Origin of the sequence: Nocardiopsis ganjiahuensis DSM 45031 (assembly GCF_000341085.1) — a bacterium.
GTDB classification, from domain to species: domain Bacteria; phylum Actinomycetota; class Actinomycetes; order Streptosporangiales; family Streptosporangiaceae; genus Nocardiopsis; species Nocardiopsis ganjiahuensis.
This window is the reverse complement of the sequence record NZ_ANBA01000004.1, coordinates 24,825-42,257: the sequence shown is the minus strand read 5'-3', so window position 1 is coordinate 42,257 and position 17,433 is coordinate 24,825. Positions and strand designations below refer to the sequence as shown.

The 17,433-nt window shown below is 65.0% G+C and carries 16 protein-coding genes; 5 read left to right on the top strand and 11 right to left on the bottom strand.

Annotated elements, in window-relative coordinates; all coding sequences use genetic code 11:
• Positions 1-44: 44 nt before the first annotated feature.
• The 9 genes from D458_RS0104940 to D458_RS36680 all read right to left on the bottom strand — a co-directional run bounded on the left by D458_RS0104940 (position 45) and on the right by D458_RS36680 (position 10,002).
• A complete protein-coding gene (locus D458_RS0104940; protein WP_017585617.1) occupies positions 45-407 on the bottom strand; it encodes a DUF4913 domain-containing protein in 363 nt (120 codons plus the stop codon).
• Positions 408-440: 33 nt separating this feature from the next.
• Complete coding sequence (locus D458_RS0104935; protein WP_017585616.1) at positions 441-1,547, bottom strand: hypothetical protein; 1,107 nt, start codon at positions 1,545-1,547, stop codon at positions 441-443.
• A gap of 253 nt (positions 1,548-1,800) precedes the next feature.
• Positions 1,801-3,510, bottom strand: coding sequence for a type IV secretory system conjugative DNA transfer family protein (locus tag D458_RS0104930; protein WP_026119006.1), 1,710 nt, complete (start codon positions 3,508-3,510; stop codon positions 1,801-1,803).
• Positions 3,507-4,976, bottom strand: coding sequence for an ATP/GTP-binding protein (locus D458_RS32955; protein ID WP_239647888.1), 1,470 nt, complete (start codon positions 4,974-4,976; stop codon positions 3,507-3,509). The genes D458_RS0104930 and D458_RS32955 overlap by 4 nt, the downstream gene beginning before the upstream one ends.
• 128 nt (positions 4,977-5,104) lie before the next feature.
• Positions 5,105-6,607: an SCO6880 family protein gene (locus D458_RS0104920; RefSeq protein ID WP_017585613.1), complete on the bottom strand. Its 1,503-nt coding sequence runs from the start codon at positions 6,605-6,607 to the stop codon at positions 5,105-5,107.
• Positions 6,591-8,231: a hypothetical protein gene (locus tag D458_RS37845; RefSeq protein ID WP_275042276.1), complete on the bottom strand. Its 1,641-nt coding sequence runs from the start codon at positions 8,229-8,231 to the stop codon at positions 6,591-6,593. The genes D458_RS0104920 and D458_RS37845 overlap by 17 nt, the downstream gene beginning before the upstream one ends.
• A complete protein-coding gene (locus D458_RS0104910) occupies positions 8,231-9,019 on the bottom strand; it encodes a hypothetical protein (RefSeq protein WP_017585611.1) in 789 nt (262 codons plus the stop codon). Before D458_RS0104910 ends, D458_RS37845 begins: the two co-directional genes overlap by 1 nt.
• 35 nt (positions 9,020-9,054) lie before the next feature.
• Entirely contained in the window at positions 9,055-9,354 is a 300-nt protein-coding gene (locus D458_RS0104905; RefSeq protein WP_017585610.1) for a hypothetical protein, read from the bottom strand.
• A 24-nt stretch (positions 9,355-9,378) separates the two neighbouring features.
• The gene (locus D458_RS36680) at positions 9,379-10,002 is read right to left on the bottom strand and encodes a DUF6668 family protein (RefSeq protein ID WP_063825702.1); all 624 of its coding nucleotides are present in this window, start codon (positions 10,000-10,002) and stop codon (positions 9,379-9,381) included.
• A 338-nt stretch (positions 10,003-10,340) separates the two neighbouring features.
• Between D458_RS36680 and D458_RS0104895 the strand changes: the two genes are divergently transcribed.
• From D458_RS0104895 to D458_RS36215, 3 genes are all read left to right on the top strand, one after another.
• Complete coding sequence (locus D458_RS0104895; RefSeq protein WP_017585608.1) at positions 10,341-11,531, top strand: lytic transglycosylase domain-containing protein; 1,191 nt, start codon at positions 10,341-10,343, stop codon at positions 11,529-11,531.
• A gap of 221 nt (positions 11,532-11,752) precedes the next feature.
• Positions 11,753-12,418 carry a hypothetical protein gene (locus D458_RS36220; protein ID WP_152521051.1) on the top strand — a complete coding sequence of 222 codons (666 nt, stop codon included), beginning with the start codon at positions 11,753-11,755 and terminating at the stop codon, positions 12,416-12,418.
• Between the two features lie 16 nt (positions 12,419-12,434).
• Complete coding sequence (locus D458_RS36215) at positions 12,435-13,616, top strand: hypothetical protein (RefSeq protein ID WP_152521050.1); 1,182 nt, start codon at positions 12,435-12,437, stop codon at positions 13,614-13,616.
• A gap of 42 nt (positions 13,617-13,658) precedes the next feature.
• On the opposite strand, the gene D458_RS0104890 is transcribed toward D458_RS36215, so the two are convergent.
• On the bottom strand, positions 13,659-14,666 hold the full coding sequence (locus tag D458_RS0104890; protein ID WP_017585607.1) for a glycerophosphodiester phosphodiesterase family protein: 1,008 nt from the start codon (positions 14,664-14,666) through the stop codon (positions 13,659-13,661).
• Positions 14,667-15,072: 406 nt separating this feature from the next.
• On the opposite strand from D458_RS0104890, the gene D458_RS0104885 reads away from it, so the two are divergent.
• Both D458_RS0104885 and D458_RS34730 read left to right on the top strand, forming a co-directional pair.
• Positions 15,073-15,345 (top strand): hypothetical protein, encoded by a 273-nt coding sequence (locus D458_RS0104885; protein WP_017585606.1) that lies wholly within the window; start codon positions 15,073-15,075, stop codon positions 15,343-15,345.
• Between the two features lie 60 nt (positions 15,346-15,405).
• The gene (locus D458_RS34730) at positions 15,406-16,026 is read left to right on the top strand and encodes a hypothetical protein (RefSeq protein ID WP_160168040.1); all 621 of its coding nucleotides are present in this window, start codon (positions 15,406-15,408) and stop codon (positions 16,024-16,026) included.
• A 70-nt stretch (positions 16,027-16,096) separates the two neighbouring features.
• Here the strand turns inward: D458_RS34730 and serC are convergent, their stop codons facing one another.
• On the bottom strand, positions 16,097-17,218 hold the full coding sequence (gene serC / locus D458_RS0104875) for a phosphoserine transaminase (protein ID WP_017585604.1): 1,122 nt from the start codon (positions 17,216-17,218) through the stop codon (positions 16,097-16,099).
• Between the last annotated feature and the right edge of the window lie 215 nt (positions 17,219-17,433).

Sequence of the window (17,433 nt, the reverse complement as noted above, 5' to 3'; positions counted from 1 at the left end):
TCCAGGGGCGGTGCGTGGGGTTGCTCCCACGCACCGCCCCCGGCTCAGTACTCGGGTGGTGCTTCGTGCGGTAGCGGTTCGCCGTGTTGGTTGCTGTCCTCCGCGTTCGCCATCGGGCCGTCGGGGGACAGGAGGATACTCATGTGGTAATCGGCGTGGTCCCGGAGCCAGGTGCTCATCCCCACCGTGGGGTCGCTGCTCAGACTCTCCCAGGCCCGCCAGATGGCGTCCATGCGAATGACGACTTCCGGGATGTCCCACCAGCGTGCTGACCAGCGGTGCTGGTTGCGGACACCCACCCTGCGCTTGTAGACGTGGCGGAAGTAGCGGTCGAAGAAGTCGACGGCGTCCGTGTGCAGGGGTTCGGACGACCCGTTGTTGTCCGCTGTCTCGGATGTGTCGCTCATGTACTGCTGTCTCTCCTGAACCGAACCGAAGCGTCAGAACCAGTGGATGGGGACCATGGTGGCGTGTTCTCCCTCGGCGGCCCCGATCTCCTGAGGATCTCCGCCGCTGACGGGCACGGTGAACCAGGAGACGTTGCCGGTCGCGTCGGAGGAGCGGAAGAGGATCTGGTCCCGCTCCCCGGAGAGGACCGGGTGCTCGTTGACGCGGTCGCTCCCGGGCAGGATCTCCCGGTCCGCGGTCTCCTCGCTGAATTCGTCGTCGAAGGCGCGAACGGTGAAGGAGTTGTCGCTGAGCATCAGCTCGTTGTCGCCCACGGTGAACACGGGAAGACCGCCGGCATAGGTGGCGCCCGCACTGTTCTCGGGGGCGACGTAGGTCAGATCGTGCTTGCCGACGGCTTCGCTGTAGTTCACGGGCCATCTTCCCCTGCTGAACACCGGAGACTCGTCACCGGCGCGGTGATGGAGGTGCAGACCGCCGTTCGCCATCTTGGTGTAGAAGCCGACCATGCTTCCGTCGTGGTTGGAGAAGTACCGGGCGAGGTTGTTGTCAATGCCGTTGGCCTCGGGCTCGTCGGGGCCGATCGTTCCGTAGACGAGTTCGGAGTAGGGGTCGACGATGACCCTCCCGCACTCGGTGTCACACGGGCCGAGCTCCTGATTCTGTCCGCTGTCGACGGAGAGGGACATCACCGTCTTGGCCTCATCGGAGGGGTTCGCCTCGAGGTAGGTGAGGGTTCCGTCCGAGTGGCGGTAGCGGGCGGACGTCCGGACGGGGGCCCCGCTGAAACCGTCGGCGTCGTCCGCGGGCAGAAGGGCTTCGACCTCGCCGGAGGACGTCATGGCGCCGATGGTCCGCACGTCCGAGCCGTCCACCTCCTCGACGATGTCCACCAGGAGCAGCGAACCGTCCGGGACGACGAGGCCGGACAGTTCGTGCGCCTGGTTGCGAGTCAGTGCCTGGTCCTCGTAGTACCAGGTCTCGTCGGACTCGATCACGCAGTCCGGGAGCTCCACGCTCTTGAGGGTTTCGACGACCCGGCTGTTCGGGAGCCGGGGTTCGTCCGCGGACGTGACTTCGGCGGCGGAGTAGACGTGTTCGGCCTGGAGGGAACCGTCGTCGTCGGAGAACCGGGACACGGTGATCGATCCCTCGCCGCAAGCCAGCGCGAGGAAACCGTCTCCGGCGAGTGGGGCGGACGCTTCGGAGGATTCCCCTTCGCCGCCTTCCTCAGCATCGCCTTCGGAACCCCCGCCCCCGCCGCACGCGGTGGCGAGCAGGAGAACCGAAAGCGCGATACCGGATGCTTTCGAGGCTTTTCCTGGCAAGAAGGTCATAGTCTCGTGTCCTTGTTCTTTGGGCTGTGAATGCGAATACGACATGGGTGGGGGGTCAGGGCTCGTATCGCTGCAGCGACTCGACCACGGCTTCCTTCATCGGCCCGGACATCCAGGGCACCGTCTCCACGAGCGTCGGCGGGGTGCCCGAGGCGATGACCACCGCCCTCCCCGGAGGCATGGAGCCCAGCGCGGCGACGTCCATGGTGCGTTCCTGATCGACCTGCCACGACACCGAGCGCCCCCCCTGAGCGCCTGCGGAGGAGGAGATGGAGGCTCGCTCCACGTCGTGGTCGCCGATCAGCTGGGAGAGCTCGTTGAGGAACTCCACCTCGGAGACGCCGCCGCCGTACATCTTGATGTTCGAGGCCGACCAGAGCTTGCGCATGCCGCTCTGCCCCCACACGTCCACGCCCTGGGACCAGGACTGGAGGATGGTCATCAGCACGATGCCCCTGGACCCGTAGTGGGAGTAGAGCGAGGGAAGCTCGTTCCACCGGCACACGTTCGCGGCCTCGTCCAGCACACCCAGCAGCGGGGTCGCGAGACGGCCGCCCTTCTGCGTCGTCGCCAGCTCCTCCGCGGCCTCCACGACGGCCACCGTCAACGCGGTGACCAGGGGCCCGGCGCTGCCCTTGCCCTCCTTGGACAGGGAGTAGAGGGTGCCGCCCCTGGCGGTGAACTCCTTCGGATCGAAGTGCTTGCGCGTGTCGGGGCCGCCGTCACCCTGCGGGGTGATCCAGGGCGAGATCTGGCGGCTCATCAGGCAGGAGACCATCTGCATCGCGGTTCCGTACACACCACCGCGCTGTTTCTCCGGTGAGTTCACCACGCCGGACACGTTGTCGGCCACCAGCTCGTAGCGGTGCCGGGACAGGATGCCAACGGCCTCGTCGTCGTGGGGGCGTGTCAGCCACGTGTAGACCTGCAGGATCGAACGGTCGTCCAGAGCCGCGGCCAGGATCAGCCCGGCGAGCAGGTCCTGGGCCGCACCGTCGAAGAAGGCGTCGGTCTTGGCGTCGGAGTCCCTGGAACCGGCGACGAAGTGCCCGGCGAGTTTGGCCGCCTTCACCTCGTCGGTGACGTAGCTCAGCGGATTCCACCACCAGTTCGGTTCCTCGAGGGCGATGCCCTGCGGGTCGAAGACCCACACGTCCCCGGAGAGCTCCCGGACACCGCGGGTGGCGTCGACGACGTCGCGCTTGTTACTGGTGACGAGGACGGGACCGGGGGCCTGCAGGATCGCGGGGATCGCGCGGGAGGTGGTCTTACCGGTACGCGGTCCCCAGATGTCGACGTGCATGTCCTCCCACGAGCCGTACAGCATCTTCCGGCTCCGGAGGGTGCGACCGATCGGGACGCCGGGTGACCCCTTCACTCCCAGTCGCTCGGCCTTGGCCAGGGCCCCCTTCTCCGTCAGCTTCTCGAGGTCGTCACCGCTCCCCATGTGCGCGGCCGAATCGTCGACCCTGGCCCTGCCCCCCTTCCGATAGGTGAACACGAGCAGCAGCAGGCCCAGGATGAGCAGCCACTGGAGCACCAGCGCGACCGTGTGAGCCGGTGTCCAGGCGATGTCTCCCCCGAGAACCCCGAAGACCTGGTCGAACGGGTTGTACGGGGCGGGCGCCGTGGTGCCGGTCCACCAGGCGCCGGCCTGGACGGCCACGCACACGGTGGAGACCAGGAGCACCACGGAGATGATCGCCACCCAGATGACGACGGCTTCGGTGTTCATCCCGGTGGGTGCCTTGGTTGCTCGGCTCATGCCTCGATCTCCTCGGAAGGGCTCGTCAGGGGGGAGTCCGTGGCACCGGAGTCCCTCTGGTCTGCGCTCTCCGGCTCTGCGGCCTTGCTGCCGATACGGGACTGCGTGTGCCAGAGCTTGTTGGTGTCGTTGATGCCCTTCTCCGCTTCGGTGAGCTGGACCTGGACGGGGATACCCGGACGCCCGCCGACCTTGATGAGGAACTTGCCTCGTCCGGGCGGGGCCGTCTCCGTGCCCGAGCGGGAGTCCCAGGCCGGTGGGTCCTGCCAGGAACCGAGCATCTCCTGCTCGATCTGGGAGAAGGGGATGACCTCGGAGAGCATGGGCATCTCGGCCCGGGGCAATCCTCCGCAGACGACCATCCCGGAACGCTCGACGAATCCCTTCGCCTTGTTCCGGTCCTCGACGTTGGGCAGTGACATGAGGTCGCTCATCGTGTGGGAGATCATCGCCATGCCCACGCCGCGCTGACGGTTGAGCCTGGTCAGAGCGTCCACACGGTCCACCATGCCGTGCCCGGCCCTGAGCGCGCGCCAGAGCTCGTCCAGGATCACGAAGTAGTGCCGGCGGGGCTCCAGCCCGGCGTCGGCGAGCGCGTGGGAGAGGTTGATGGTGGCGAAGCCGGTGGACCAGCAGGCCAGGAGAACCGCTGCCTGGAGGTCCATCTCGGAGTCGTCGATGTTCGACACGTCGAACACCACGGGCCGGTCGCGGAGCATGGGGGTGGTGGTCGGTTCGGAGAAGATCTCGCCGAGACGGCCACCGCCGACCAGACCGATGAGGGACGCTTCCAGGTGATCGGTGATCTCCCGGTACCGGTTCATGTCGCCCCGGTCGAGGGCCACCTGGCGTACGGGCTCGGGGGCGTCCTGGATGCACTGGAGCAGGTCCTTGAGGACCGGCGTCCCCTCGTGGCGTTCGTCCAGGACCTTCAGGGCACGGTCGAGGATGGTCTCCTCACGGTCGGTGACGGGCGCGGACCGCATGATGGTCAGGAGCGCCGTCACCATGGTGAGACGTCGTCCGTGCACGTCCGCCAGCACCGTGGCCCTGGCGGCTGGGGGGAGGCGGTCGATGACCGCGCCGGCCTGCCCGGGATCCAGGACGTTGATGTGCCCGCGGCCGCGCCCCAGGGTGATGACCTGTCCGCCGAGGGCCTCGACCAGGTCCACGTAGTCGGGCTTGAGGTCGCCGAGGATGAAGGGCTGAACCCCGTACCCGGTCAGGCCTGTGGCCATACGCCGGGTGATCGTCGACTTGCCCAGGCCGGGTTTGCCGAGCACGAACATCGAGGGGTTCGAGATCAGGTTGGCCCTCTGGAACCAGGAGATCGGATCACAGCACAGCGTCGCACCGGACATGATGTTGCGGCCGATCGGCACACCCACCATAGGGGTGCCCGTTCCCACGGCGAACGGCCAGAGGCCGCAGACCTGAACGGTCGTTCCGCGCCACTCGTCAGCCATCTCGACGACCGTCGACTCGCCACCTCCGAAGTTGGCCCAACCGCGTGGACCCGGACGTTTGGGGCGGATCTCCCGGGGTGCCTTGTCTGCGCTCTTCTGGGTGGTTTTCCCACCCTTCTTCCTCGGGCTCACATCTGCTCCCTGATCTCGACGGGGATCCTGAGGTGTGCGGGCAACACGATGCCCAGGGGAAGGCTCGCCGCGAAGGTGGAGTCCTGCGCGCCGTACGCGGGACGGAGGCGCAGCCGCGAGGCCGCGGCGAGATTCATGATGGCCGCGCGCGCGTCCGCTTCCTTGTCCAGGTCGTCCACGGTGGCCGTGACGATCATGCCGAAGTTCACCAGGCCGGCACCGGCCGCCTCCTCCGAAGCTGTCGCCTGAGCCGAACGGGACTCCATGAGGTCTCGCGCGGTGGGCTTGGCATTGGAGGTCGCCCTGAACTGCGCGGCCCGCAGGTCCGCCTCGACGATGGCGGCGGTTCGTGCGGGGTCGAGCGGTCGGTACAGCATCGTCACCCGTTTGCGCGCGATGTCCCCGTGGGGCGTGAGCAGGCGGGTCAGAATGCTCGACTGGACGTTTCCGCGGGGGGCGCTGGTCATCGTCCAGGAGACGGACAGGGCGCTGTCATGCCGAAGCTTGTCCCACCCCGCCTGATGAGCTGTGGGGCCCACGTCGGCCCAGGAGATCTCAGGTGTCTCTCCGACAGCCTTGGCCTCCTCGATGAGGACCGCGGCGGCCGGGTCGTAGGCGGTGAGGACGACCTCGCAGAGTTCCTGGGCGTCCATGGGCCGAGCCGCGCCGGCACCGGTCCCGGCGAGGCTCTGGGTCAGACCGGGGATGTGGGTGGCGATCTCCCGTCCCATCTCCTCCGGGGTGGACTTCTTCTCCTTGCCCGGGCTGAAGGTCAGTGCGACGAAGGCCCGGACGGTGGAGGAGCCGTGGGGATAGGCCTCGACCGTCTCCAGAAGAACCCGCTGAGCGAACTCCGGAGCCTCCTCGTCGATCTGCCCCATGACCTCCCGGGTCAACCTGGTGCCGGTGTCCGGCGCTGTCTCCACGGTCACGGAGGCCGCGACCATACCCGCCTCGTCCCCCAGGTTGGCCAGCCAGTGGCCCCACTCGGCCACCCAGGAGTCGACCTGTTCCATGTCGACCAGGGCCGCGCCGTCGGGTTCGGAAGCGATGACACAGGTGAAGTGATTCGCCGAGGGCATGTGCAGGAGGGCGAACGGACGCCCGTAGGAGTCCTTGTGCTCACTCAGGCGCAGGGGAGCGGCGATACCGGGGAGCTGGTAGCGGCCCCAGGCCGCCCGGCCGAGCGGGCCCGACCTGTAGAGGTGCGCGCCCAGCATCCGGGCCTTCCACCAGAGCATGCGTACTCCGATCTTCGACATGGCGCTTTTGCCGTGTTTGTCCTTGGTGAGCACGCCTACCAAGACGATTCCGAGGAAGGCGGCCGCGATGGCGCCGCGCAGCATTCCCCCGATCATGACCACGAACACGATGATGATCAGGCTGCCGAGGAGGAACATGGTGCCCAGAGTCCCGAGCCCCATGATCCCCGCGGAGGCGGGTCGCCTCCAGTTGCCGTAGGTCCGGACTGTGCGGGCGAGGTCAGCGTTGGCTGCCACTGGGTCCCTCCCCGCCTTCGACTGCGTCGTTCATCGTCTGCTGGGTCTTGCTCGCCACTTGCTGGGCGGCCTTGGCCGCGGCGTAGATGGCCGCGGTCTTGGGGTTGGACTTCATCGCCGCACTGCCGGCCGCGCCGCCGCCCGCTGCCGCGCCGCCGCCTGCCGCCGCGCCGCCGCCTGCCGCTCCGCCGCCCGCCGCGCCACCGCCCGCTCCGGCCCCAGCGCCCGAACCGCCGCCTCCGGGAGTGCCACCGCCAGGTGCGCTGGACTTGGAAGCAGAACCCGAATTGCCGGACGGCTGACCGCCGCCTCCGCCGCCTCCGCCGCCACCGCCGCTACGGCCGCCGCCACCTCCGCCACTGGCTCCGGAGGGCATGTCCTGAGAGCCGGAGCCGGAAGAGGACACGGTGGTCGCCGCGGATCCACCCGCGGCCGCGCCCACCGCGGGAGCGACGAACTTCATGAGCGCGGGAAGCGCGAAGACCGCGACGAGCATCATGGTGAGCCCGATGATGATGTTCGTGAGGTTGTCCACGATTTCCGTGCCGGTGTCGGCGTTGCCGTCGAATTGCAGCATGACGAACACCAGCGCGTAGACGATCGCTGCCACCGGCTTGTACAACAGAAAGGCGACCAGCCAACCCACGGCCTTCTGGAACCACTGTTTCCCCATCTGGGTGTTGGTGAAGGAGGCAGTGAGGGGGAGGACGCCCGCAAGGAGGATGAGCATCCCGTCGCGGACGATCATCATGATGAACTGGATCAGGCCGACGAGGATGATGAACAGAGCGAGCAGGATGATCAGTACGAGACCGCCGCCCATGCCGGCCATCGCGGCCATACCGGTGGCGGCCAGGAAAGCCGTAGCGATCGCTCCGGCATCGGTTTCGGCGACGGCTTCCTTGATGATCCAGAGTGAGAACTCGTCGGCAAGGAGGATCGCGGTGTTGATGAAGGTCACCGAGGCCATCGCGACGATCAGCAGCGTCAGCAATGACTTGAGGAGCTCCTTGCCGGGGTCGGCTCGTTGCTCCCAAGCCATTTTGACTCCGGCGAAAATGACCGAGGCGATGGCTGCGACACCGACATAGAAGTGGAGTCGGCTCTGGAGGAAGCCGACTCCGCTTCCTGGAATTGGCCGGTCCCCCATCAGGGTCATGAAACCGCCGATGAACGAAGTCGCACCTGAAATGAGAATGACAGATCCCAGGACCACTGTGATCTTCGTCAGGTGCTGGCCTCCCTCACCCCTTGATCTGGCGATCCCCATCATCGCGCCGAGTAAGATGATGGACAGAACGGCGACAGCTAATCCGACCCAGGTCATGAGGCCCAGGATTTCAGCGAAATGCCCGGTGGTGTCCGGCGCCACATTGCTGTAGACACTGGGATCGTCCGAGCTGGAGCCGGGGTAGACGATATCCGCGTTCGTGTTGAACCCGTCGCTCGCCACCTCCCCTCCGTCATCGATTCTTCTGGTCGGCTTGTCCAGCCAGAAGGTGAGCATTGTTTCGACGACGCTGTTGGTAGCGTCTGCGAAATCCTCTTTCCATCTATCGGTTACGCTCACGATGATGCTCTCTATGCCACACTTGATGTCCCATCCGCAGTCTTCATCGCTCATCAGATCGCCGCCCAGGGGGTGAACCCTGTGAGTTGGTTGAGCACGGTCATGTTCGGATCAGCTGTGCCGTCGTCGTTCACAGCGATTTTCCAGTCCCCTTCGACCCAGTCCAGGTCGAAGGACATACTCACGTTCATGCCGTCAGTGGAGGTGATCGCAATGCTCACCCGCGCGGAGTCCTCGGTGTAGGAAACGATCTTCGCGCCGATGATCTGTGCCGGAGCGGCATCTGTCTCCGGCTCCTCTTCGAGCCCCGAAATGAAGTCGTCCCGCCCCGGTCCGGGCGCGATGAGTCTTTCCCAGTTGCTGTCCATCTGGTCGGGGTACATGTTGACCAGAACGAGGAAGTTGGCCGCGGCCAGGGCGGCACCGTCAGCCGTTCGCGAATAGCAGTAGCGGACTGCGCCGTCTTCCACCCCGGGGCCGTCCTCCGCGCTGCTCGGGGCACGCATACCGTTGACGTCGTCCCATTCGGTGTGCTGGTCCATGAGGTACTCGAAGCCCGTCTCGTGCGGCTCGAGCCCGCAGAGGCTGCCGCTCGCGGAGGCGGTGAAGGAAGGATCCGCCGACGGAGGGCTGGACGGGACAGGGGCCGCGTCCTCCTCCGCGTCCTCCTCCGCGTCCTCCTCCGGGCCCTTCTCGCCACCCTCGGTTGCTGTGGACCCGTCTTCGGCCGGGGTTTCGTCCTGGGGCCACAAAATCGTGATGAGACCCCCGATGACGACCACGGCGAGGAAGACCCCGGAGACGATGGTCGCAACAGAGACCTGCGGCTTCTTCTCACTCATTCACGCCTCGCTTAAGACACGACGATGACAGGCCCTCAGGCGTCGATGAGGAAGGAAACCAGGCTTGTGGCGGCCGAGATGATGATGACTCCGGCCAGCACCATTCCGATCTTGCTCATGTGTTCGCCGCCCTCACCCCGACGGGACTGAATGGCCATGAGGGCCCCGGCGATGATCAGGCCCAGGACACAGACAGCGAGGGCGAGCCACTTGGCCCAGCCGAGGATGGTGGTGAAGCCGGAGTCCAGCCCCGGGGGAGCCTGGGTGTCGACGTTGTCGATGAACATGGGGGCGCTGGCCAGGGCCGTAGAAGCGAACTCGATGGTTTCGAACATGGGGGTGTTTCTTCTTTCGGTGGGTCAGGTGATGAGGTGTTCGGCGCTTCTGATGAAGCGGCGGAGCTTTCGGTTCGAGCTTCGTAGGTCCGAATTCGTGGCGGGTGAGTCGGTACGCCACTCTTCGACCCAAGGGAGGTCCCAGGTGCGCGGTGCTCCTCCGCCGACCAGCTTGGAGTACTCCTTGAGGGCCTTGGGCAGTTTGGTCGGCGCATCCGCGATCAGGACCAGCCCGAGCAGCTGAACACCGGGCACGGCCCCCGAGGCCCATTGGGTCAGGGCTTCCTGAGCTGCCTGAAGTCCTGCCGCGTTGGTTCGACAGCAGAGAACGACAGCGGAAGAACCGAGCTCGGGATTGGCCGGAACCGGCCATGCATGATGTGCGTCACGTGATCCATTCAGGAGCTTCGAGAGCGTGGTCTCCCCAGCTCCTCCATGTGCTCCCACCCACCACAACCTGGCCTTTTCTGCTGTTGTTCGGACAGGTAGTCCGCCGTTGGCGGTGATGCCATTGCCTGGCTGAGGGGCTACTGGTCCGGTCGTTTCCACCTTGATGTCATGTAGACCGTCCTCGACCGGACGGCTCGCCGGCTCGTCTTCGTTTGGCCTCTCATCAGGGGAAATCCATGGATTGTGAGAATCGGACACACGTTCTCCACATATTTAGGCAGCTTGTAATCGGGCCAGAGTCATCGGAATGCTACAGAGGGCATCGAAGAGGAGGGGGTGCCGGCTGGGATGCTCCCCGGGGGAGGACAGAAGGAAGGCCGAAGTCGTTATGAGGAAGATGTTGATTCGATTGGGGTCGAATGATATTGGAGCTCGTCGAGGGTTCTGGCGGGGCTGAGCCAAGCGTTTGGGACTTGAGTCGACGGATCCCGTCGAAGCAGGCCTCTTTTGTGAGAGTGGAGCGCTTGGTCACGCGAAGACGGTCGAAACATCGATTTTTTGCTGCGTGATGGAATCGGAGTGAATTTTTGAGGGCATTGCTGGTACTGCTCCCGGTCGGTTTCTTTGTCATTCCGCTCGTGTTCGTGATGATATTCGTGATGATGTTTACCGACGAGATGGATGGATTCGCCCACGCGGCTGGATTTCCTGCGGAGGTTGAGGGTATCGATCCCACCCTGCTGCAGGCCTACTTCATGGCCACCCAGCGCGCCGAAGAAATCTCTCCAGGTTGCCAGGGAATGACGTGGACCCTGGTGGCCGCTATCGGGTGGGTGGAGACCAAGCACGCAACCTACAGTTCCTCCGACGGTGGCTCGAACACCGGCCGGGCCATTGACGCGAACGGGAAGGTCAGCCCTCCGATCATCGGAATCGCACTCAATGGAAGCAACAACACCCAGGCCATCCGAGACACGGATGAGGGTGAGTACGACGGTGACACGGACTGGGACCGCGCTGTTGGCCCCATGCAGTTCATCCCTGGGTCATGGGAGATCTACGGGGAGGACGGGAATGACGATGGGGAAAAGGACCCGCAGAACGTCTTCGATGCGGCGGCGGCCGCAGTGGGTCACCTGTGTGAGAGCGGTAACAACGACCTCACCACTGACAGCGGCCTGAGGAGCGCGATCGGCGGATACAACGCGGGGCAAGAATATTATGACAAAGTCATCGAGCGCAAAGAGCACTATGACTCCCTGGCGTTCACGGAGTTGGCGGTCGACCCAAATGCGGAATGTGGCGGAAGGCCCGATCGAGTTCCCACTTCCAGATGGTCGCCCACCCTCCATCCCGAGATGTGTGAGCTCTATATCGTCATGGCCACTACCTTTGGTGATCAGGGGGTTTGGTTGGCCAATATGACACCGGGTGGAAATATCGGGGAAAACCAGGAAAACTATCACTGCATTCGACCTGGAGATGACGGAAAGCATGGCAGTGGAAATGCTTGCGACTTCTATGTCGGGTATCCTGAACACAATGCTTCCATTGTGCATCAGGAGTCTCACGCCAAGGCGCGTCAGGTGATCAATGCCCTGATCATGAACAATGATAAATACACGAATCTGTGTGTCATCTACGAGCAGAGGATTTGGTGGGGGAAGAACGGTCACGTCGGTGATTGGCTGAGTGTTTCCACGCCGATGGAGGACAGAGGCAACAACACCGAGAACCACTACGACCACATCCACTTGTCGGTCGGAGGATCCGAGAATATGTGCTGACAAGGGCAGGGGTACGGGCCGGCACAGCAGGTCTACGCCATGACGGGTGTGGCCGTCGAGCGGGCCGAGGCCGTCGGCGGGTGGGCCCGGGGAAGCCGAGGCCCTTGCTGACCTGTCGGACAAGATGAGCCAGATCGTCAACGCCTCTATGTGGGTCGGGCGTTGTGTGGTGTGGTGGATACTTCAACAAATGCCTCCAGGGCTTACCCGGAGTGCAAGGGATGTTCGGTGTTGTCTTGCTGGTGCCGGAAATGAAAAGGAGCAGTTCTGTGCAGGTGGAGTTTGGTATGTCGAGTGAGTCATTGCTGCTGGAGCTTGAGGATTTGGCCCGGGTGGGTTGGGCGGATATTTGGAAGGGTCCTCCGCTTCCTGGTCACCCAGGTTTTGACGAGTGGTGCGCTCGGTACGAGTGGAAGCCACAAACGGTTGAGCGTGACCTCAAGGTGCTCACACGGCACGGGAACGTCATCAAGCTTGCCGCCAACGGGCACTGGGATCCTGTGGTGTCGCTGAAGTTTTTCGATCCGCAGTGGCGGGCTGAGACTTCGGTGGTTGAGGAGAAGATGGCTGTGGTCGAGGAGGGTGTGGCTGCTTGGCAGCGATACACAGAGCTTGTGTCAGGAGTTTGGGGGGAGCTGACCTGGTCTGGGGCTGCTGGTGACAGCGATTTCCCGGAGTCGCCCGTCGATGGTTTCTGGTGGAAGCCGGAGACCGCCAAGGGAAATCCTTTCAGACTTTCCTTGTGGGAGCCGTCTCGAGGGGTCGACGGGCCGGTTGTGCTGCTCACTTTGGGCGTAGCTGGGTTTACTTGGGACGCCGAGGGCGGGGCAGCATCTGTCCTGAAGATCGCTTTCTGTCCACCGGCGGAGGCGGCAAGTCGTGGCTAGTCCCAGAGGAAAGGGGATGACGCCCGCGGAGTGGGTGGAATCCTGGAAGATTCAAGAGGACTACAAATACCTTTCGCCTGGCGATGTTGAGCGCAGTGCGAGAAGGCTTATTGACGACTGCAGGAGTTCCGGCTATATCTCAGGGGGGAAGCCAGATGTACTCGGGTACCTGAGTGACTACACCTCTAATAATCCAGTGGACAGGGTCGACCACAAGAGCTTTGCTTTTTGGTCGTTTCAATCTTCCCCGGACTCCTCGACAGCTCCCGTTGAGAGTCACTTCCAAGCAAAAGCGTGCGCCAAGACTCGAAACTATCAAGTGCTCTCCGAAACTCCAGTCGGTGAAAAACTTGACTCGTACAGGCTGTTTGATGAGCCTATTATCGAACATTTGGAAGAATTTTATGATGTCTCCCCGTCGGTTGTGGAGCAGGGGCGGGACGCGGCATGGGCCGACCTCTCCGAGTCTTTTGTCGAGGCTGCGCGCGGGGAGGTCCAAGTATTTGTTCCTGACGTGCATCCGGAATCCATTCTTGGGAAGAATGAACTCCCTGCTCTGGTGAAGCATCCGGACGTCGGGGCCGAGAACATCAAGTTCGTGACCGATTTTCCTGAGCACGCGCATCTTCCAGGCAGTGTGGACCGGTTCCTGGCGCATGACCAGGTTCGTGCGCAGGTGTCGATGGACTACTACGACGAGAAGGGCCCGTCCGCGGATGTGTTGGCACGGGAAGGGCTTCCTCCGAGCACCCCGCCTCCGCATGCTCTCGCGCACAAGCTCGACGGCATCAAGCTACCGCCGGGATTGCAGGACGAACGGGACCGGGCATCGGAGCTGTTGCGGAGCGGTGACTCCTACAAGGACCTGAAAGGGCCCGGTACGGGTGTGGCGGCGACTGTGGGGCCTTCGGGTCCCCCAACGGCGACCAGGACTGTTCCTGCGGTTGCGGATCCCACGCCTGCAACGTCCACTTCGCCCACCACCAGCCACCTCCTGCACCGGGGCAGTCGAGGCGCTCCCACAGCGGCGCGTTCGGCTGGGGCGGGGACCAGATCGGCCTCCGTGGGTCCTGACGTCACCAAGGCCCATGAGCACGCTGGGCCTGCGGTGAGGGGCGCTGCGTCCAAGGCCAGGCCGGCACAGCCGAGGAGTCCACGTCAGGACGGCCCGGGCAAGGGGCACGGGCGCGGCGATTGAGCAAGTCCCCGGACCCGTGTCCGCGGGTCCGGGAACGGGGTGCTACTTCTCGGGCTGCGGGTCCAGAAAGTGCTCGCGGCACAGGAAGGCGTGCCTGGAGAAGTCGGAGAACACGCCGTCCACGCCGGCCTCGAAGAAGGCCTCGTACTCCGCGGCGAAGCCCCCGTAGTCCTTGGGGTCGCCGTCCGAGCGCAGGTCGGTCGGCAGGAAGTGGTTCTCGCTGCGGAACGTGTAGGGGTGCACGGCCAGCCCGGCCTCGTGAGCCTTCTCGACCAGGTCGGTGGGCTCGCCCAGGGAGCCGTCCTCGTCGGTGGGGATGACCAGGCTCTTGTGCGGGCCGATCGCGTGCGCGAACGTCGCCACCTCGGCCAGGCCGTCCGGAGTCGTGTAGTGCAGCCAGTGCTCCTCGGTGCCCATCAGGTACACGAGGGGCAGCCCGGTCTCGGCGAGCTTGCGCAGGCTCTCGGCCTCGAAGGACTGGAGGAACACGGGGACCTTCGGCTCCTCGCCGACCAGCTCGGCCTCGCGCAGCGCGGCGATCAGCGGCGGCTCCAGGTCCAGGCCCTGCTCCACGTGGTAGGCCGGGTGCTTGGTCTCCGGGTAGATCCCGATCGGGCGGCCCAGCTGCTGGGTGAGGGACAGGGCCAGTTCGATGACCTCCTGCAGGGTCGGGATCTCGTAGGTCCCGTCCATCACCGCGTTGTCCGGACGCACCTCGGCCATGCGCTCCCGGGCGCGCAGGGTCTTGATCTCGGCGAGGGTGAAGTCCTGCGCGAAGAACCCCTCGGCCTCGCGGCCGTCGATGGTCCGCGTGGTGCGCCGGTCCGCGAACTCGGGGCGGTCGGCCACGTCCGTGGTCCCGCCGATCTCCTGCTCGTGGCGGCAGATCAGGTGCCCGTCGCTGGTGGCGACCAGGTCCATCTCGATGAAGTCCCCGCCGTGGCGGGCGCCCAGTTCGTACGAGGCCAGGGTGTGTTCGGGCCGGTGACCGGAAGCCCCGCGGTGGGAAATGATCTTGATGGGGACTTCAGTCTTCTTGTTCCTGCGCACAGTGGGACCGTCCTGAAAAGCGATGAGCGGAAGTAGGAGGAGGAGGCCGACCCACACGCGGCGGGTCGGCTTCCATTCTCCACGAGGCGGCGGTGTGGCTTCACCGACCTGGGACGCTCCGGCGGGGAGCGTGGCGGAGGAGGCCGGACCGGTGCGGTGGCGGTGTCGGGACATCATGGATGGGTCAGAGGATACGCAGGACTGCCGGTCTCGAGGTAGGCCATGCGGATCGGTCTGTTGCGTAACCCGAGGCAGCCATATTCCTGAGTGCGCGCTCGGCACATTCATGTTCGGTGAGGGCTTCGCGCCGGTTCGGTTGTCCAATGTTCAGGGTGGCTGGAGAGACCCTCTCTCGGGTACGGTTTATCCAGGCTCATTCGGAAGTCGTTGGGAAAAGAGGAAGTCGATGGTTGACGAAGCCGCCCTGGAGCAGTGGATTTCCGAGCGTATGCCTGAAGGTGCTCGGTTCAGGCTGGAGGTATTTCCTTCGGGAGCGGTCACGGTCGATCTTTGGTTCGGTAATGATTTTGCCGTGATCCAGGGATCCGAGTCGGAAGGTGAGTGGGGCTTCGACGTGAACCCGAATCAGGACGAAGCCTTCGTTGGTTTTCGGAATGTCGCCGGTTCCCTTGATGAGGCGCTGGCCACCGTGACCGGGCGTCTGCGAGGGAGTGCCTGATGAGGGCCTTCTCGGTGTTCGCCGCCAGCGGGTGTTGCCATGGCGGATGAGCCTCAAGAGGTGTCGGACAAGAAATCTATTCGTGAACGCATCTCGATCTTCTATGATCGGCTTCGTGAACTTCCTCCCGCGGAAAACGCACAGGATGCCATGAAGCAGGTCAGCGACACCATGAACGGGGTCGAGGACGACTTCAGCGGTGTGCCGAAGAACCCTGACCCCGGGTTGGAATTCGACGGGCGAATGTATCCGCCGCGGTCGGACTATACAAAGGAGACCCAGGAAGGTGGCCTGAGGGCCGGCACCCGCGGACACGTCATTCACGCGGGCGCGGACGGTTCGCTGCGGATGGAGAGCCGTAAGTCCGGCGCGGTCGAGTTCGAGAAGGCCGGTGCGGGGCAGGAGGGGCAGTCGGCCTCGGCGGAGCGGTCCCGGGCACAGGCTCAGGGTGCGGAGGCCGAGGCCAAGGACGGCACGGGGACCGAGACCGGCAAGGCCGGAACGGAAGGGAAGACCGCTTCGGCGGCGCCGACCACCTCATCTCTGCTCAACCGGGCCCAGGCCGGTCCTCCCCGGCCGTCCGCCGGGCAGCAGTCCGACCCCCAGCCGTCCCAGAGCCAGGGAAGAGGGGCGCAAGGACTTCAGAGGCCTCAGCCGAAGGGGCCGGACCTGGGACGGTAATCCCTTGGAACCGGTGAGGGGTCGGTCAGCGCCTGCGCGCGGACCGACCCCTGCGAGTTCGCGGGTCCTCTCAGGACAGCTTGGTGAGCACGTGGTCGATGCACTCGGTGAGCGCGTTGACGTCGCTGGGCTCCACGGCCGGGAACATCGCCACCCGCAGCTGGTTGCGGCCCAGCTTGCGGTAGGGCTCGGTGTCCACGATGCCGTTGGCGCGCAGCACCTTGGCGACCTGGGCGGCGTCGACGTCGTCGGTGAAGTCGATGGTGCCGACCACCTGGGAGCGCTGGGCCGGGTCGGTGACGAACGGCGTCGCGACCGGGGAGCGGTCCGCCCAGTTGTAGAGGATCGAGGAGGACTCGTGGGTGCGCGCCACGGTCCACTTGAGCCCGCCCTGGCCGTTCATCCACTCCAGCTGCTCGGCGAGGAGCAGCAGCGTGGCCACGGCCGGGGTGTTGTAGGTCTGGTCCTTGGCGGAGTTGGCGACCGCGGTGGTCAGCGAGAAGAACTCGGGGATGTAGCGGCCGCTCGCCGCGATCTCCTCGACCCGGGCCAGGGCCTTGGGCGACATGACCGCGATCCACAGGCCGCCGTCGGCGGCGAAGCTCTTCTGCGGGGCGAAGTAGTAGACGTCGGTCTCGGCGATGTCGACCGGGAGGCCGCCCGCACCGCTGGTGGCGTCCACGAGCACGAGCGCGTCCTCGTCGGCGCCGGCGACCCGCTTGATCGGGGCGGCCACACCGGTGGAGGTCTCGTTGTGGGTGAGGGCGTACACGTCCACGCCGGCTTCGGCGACGGCCTCGCCGTGGGTGCCGGGCTCGGTGGTGATGACCGTGGGGGACTCCAGCCAGGGAGCGCCCTCGGCGACCTTCGCGAACTTGCTGGAGAACTCACCGAAGGCGAGGTGCTGCGACTTGGAGCGCAGCAGGCCGTGGGCGGCGATGTCCCAGAAGGCGGTGGTGCCGCCGTTGCCGAGAACCACCTCGTAGCCCTCGGGCAGGGAGAAGAGTTCGCTCACACCGGCGCGGACCCGTCCCACGAGGGACTTGACCGGCTTCTGTCGGTGGGAGGTCCCCATGTAGTGGGAGCCGGACGCGGCGAGGGCGTCGAGTTGGGCGGCGCGGACTTTGGAGGGGCCGCTCCCGAAACGGCCGTCGGCGGGCAGCAGGTTCGCGGGAATCTGAATCTCGGTCACACGGACCAGCGTAGTGGTGGGCCTTGCGACGCCGCCGGTCAGGGCGGCAATTGGCGCCGTGAAAACACGTGAAGGGGACAACGGATTATCACAGGGGGCCAGTTCTGGCCGGTATGGGTCAGCGTTTATTGCGGCAAAAGGGATGTCAGCAGGGTGCCAATTGCTGTCTAATGGGGCAGCTGCCGGGGGGTGACGAGCACGAAACGACCGTGGAG